This is a genomic window from Kiritimatiellia bacterium (assembly GCA_028715905.1).
Classification (GTDB): domain Bacteria; phylum Verrucomicrobiota; class Kiritimatiellia; order JAAZAB01; family JAAZAB01; genus JAQUQV01.
This window is the reverse complement of sequence record JAQUQV010000141.1, coordinates 1-2,510: the sequence shown is the minus strand read 5'-3', so window position 1 is coordinate 2,510 and position 2,510 is coordinate 1. Positions and strand designations below refer to the sequence as shown.

The 2,510-nt window shown below is 59.7% G+C and carries 3 protein-coding genes; all 3 read right to left on the bottom strand.

The features are described from left to right. Positions 1-34 precede the first annotated feature (34 nt). The gene (locus tag PHP98_12280) at positions 35-1,510 is read right to left on the bottom strand and encodes a DegQ family serine endoprotease (protein MDD5484406.1); all 1,476 of its coding nucleotides are present in this window, start codon (positions 1,508-1,510) and stop codon (positions 35-37) included. Continuing rightward, positions 1,507-2,097 (bottom strand): aminodeoxychorismate/anthranilate synthase component II, encoded by a 591-nt coding sequence (locus PHP98_12275; protein ID MDD5484405.1) that lies wholly within the window; start codon positions 2,095-2,097, stop codon positions 1,507-1,509. The genes PHP98_12280 and PHP98_12275 overlap by 4 nt, the downstream gene beginning before the upstream one ends. A 51-nt stretch (positions 2,098-2,148) precedes the next feature. Next, positions 2,149-2,510: chorismate-binding protein (locus tag PHP98_12270; GenBank protein MDD5484404.1), on the bottom strand; the 362-nt coding region annotated here is incomplete at its 5' end.

The window sequence follows — 2,510 nt, the reverse complement described above, 5'->3', positions numbered from 1 at the left end:
CGCGGGCCCTGCGCGGACGATGGGATGCGGGGCGTCATTCCAGCCGAACGGCTATGAAACGCGATTCTTCCCGGTCTTTTACCAGGAGCAACACAAGGCCGCTTTCGGCTGATTTTTCCAGGGCGGCATTGAAATCATCCGCGGAAACGACCGGCTCGCGGTTCACGCCGCAAATCACGTCGCCCGGCGCAATGCCCATGCGATGCGCCGGACTGTCCGGCCGCACGGAACTGACAATCACGCCGGAACCTGGCTCAAAACCGGCCCGCCCGCTGAATTCTTCCGTAATATTTTCCACAGTCAGCCCAAGCTTTTCGGAGGCAATTCCCCCGGCCCGCGCGCCGGCGGGATTGGGGGTTTGCGAACCCACCGTGATCGGCAATAACATTTCCTTGTTGTTCCGGATAATCTTGATCTCGGCGGCGGCGCCCGGCGCGGTCATGGCGACCTGATTGCGCAGAAAATTGGCGTTTTGAACCGGCCGCCCGGCAAATTCAATGATAACATCCCCGGGCTTGAGACCCGCCTGCTCGGCAACGGACCCCCGGACCACATCCGCCACCAACACCCCCGGGGCGCCGCGGCTTAAGCCGAAAGAAGCCGCGAGGTCGGAAGTGATATCCTGCATGGCAATGCCGAGGTATCCCCGCGTAACTTTTCCCTTTGCGACCAGTTGTTCCTTGATGGCAATCGCCATGTTGATCGGGATGGCAAATCCGATGCCCAGCGATCCGCCCGTCTGGCTGAAAATGGCCGTGCTGATGCCGATAACCTGTCCGTCAATGTTAAGCAGGGGGCCGCCGGAATTTCCGGGATTAATGGCGGCATCCGTCTGAATGAAATCCTCGTAATCAACCAGCCCGAGATTGCTGCGCCCCTTGGCGCTGATGACGCCCACCGTCAGGGTCTCCGACAAGCCGAAAGGATTGCCGATGGCGATGGCCCATTCGCCGATCTCAATGGCGTCGGAATCGCCGGGGGCAAGACAGGGAAAACCATCGCCCTTTATCTTGATCACCGCCACTTCCGACTGCGGGTCGCTGCCGATGTTTTCGGCCTGGAATTCGCGGCCGTCATGCAGTTTGACCATGATTTTATCCGCATCGCCGACAATATGATTGTTGGTCAGGATGTAGCCGTCCTTGCTGATGATAAAGCCAGTCCCCTGCCCCAGGACGCGGAATTGCCTGTTTTCCCTGTGCGGGCGGCCGCGTCCCCGGAAAAAAAACTCAAAAAGATCGTCATCGGGAACATCCCGGCCGTCAAAAGGATAGGCGCGCATCCCGCTCTGGCCCGGAGAAAAAGCGCCCGGAATTGTTTTTTCAACCTTGATGAAAACAACGGCCGGAATGGCTTTCTGCGCTATGGCGGAAAAAGCCCTGGAGGTCTGTTTCAGGACGCCGACTTCGTCGTTTCCGGCGGCCGGCCGGCCGCCGAAAACGGCCAGCATGACTGCGGCGGCGGCAATGGCGGTTGCGGATTTTCCTGCGTCTCTCATTTTTCCGGTCATGGCTTCCCCCCCCTTGTCTTGTCCTTCACTTCAAGAAAGTTCTTCAAAAGCCGTTTTCCGGAAGGCGTGAGGACCGACTCGGGATGGAATTGAATGCCGTAAACGCAATGATCCCGGTGCCTGACCCCCATGATTTCGCCGTCTTCGCTCTCCGCCTCAACAAGCAGTTCCGGCGGCAGGCTTTCGCGGGCGATGGCCAGCGAGTGATAGCGGCCGGCCGTGAAAGGATTTTTCAGGTTTGCGTAAAGCCCCTTGCCGTTATGGCTGATCATGGACGTTTTCCCGTGCATAATGGCCTTTGCCCCGGTTATTTTCGCGCCGAACGCCTCGCCGATGGCCTGGTGCCCGAGACACACGCCCAAAAGCGGTATCCGTCCGGACGCCCGGCGGATGAGCTCAACCGAAATACCCGCTTCCTTCGGCGTGCAGGGGCCGGGCGAAATAACGATTGCCGCGGGCGCCAGGCCGATGACGTCCTCCGCGGAAATGACATCGTTGCGAAACACCTTTATTTCAACCCCGAGCGAACCGAAGGCATGCACGAGGTTGTAGGTGAAAGAATCGTAATTATCAATCATCACTATCATCTTATGTTTCCCCCGCAAGGAGGCGTTTTGCCCGGCCCGGGTGCGCGTCTTTCACGCGGATGCCTCCAGCCTCAAACCGCCGGCCGCGAGGATGACGGCCTCCTTCATCGCCTGCGCCTTGCGGCACGTCTCCTCGTATTCGCGCCGCGGCTCTGAATTATAAACGAGCCCCGCGCCCGCCTGGATGAAAGCCGTGCCGTTCAGGACTTCAATCGTCCTTATGGTTATGGCCAGGTCCATGCCGCCGTCGTAGCCGACGTAACCGACCGCGCCGCCGTAGACGCCGCGCGGGCCCGGCTCAAGCTCGTTGATTATTTCCATCGCGCGGATTTTGGGCGCGCCGGAAAGAGTGCCGGCCGGGAAAGCGGCCTTCAGCACATCGGCAGCGTCGCAGTCCTTGCGCAAAATACCCT

Bases quoted from the DNA above. Each gene is read 5' to 3' on its own strand.
- PHP98_12280 (MDD5484406.1), bottom strand. From the start codon at position 1,510: ATGACCGGAAAAATGAGAGACGCAGGAAAATCCGCAACCGCCATTGCC.
- PHP98_12275 (MDD5484405.1), bottom strand. From the start codon at position 2,097: ATGATAGTGATGATTGATAATTACGATTCTTTCACCTACAACCTCGTG.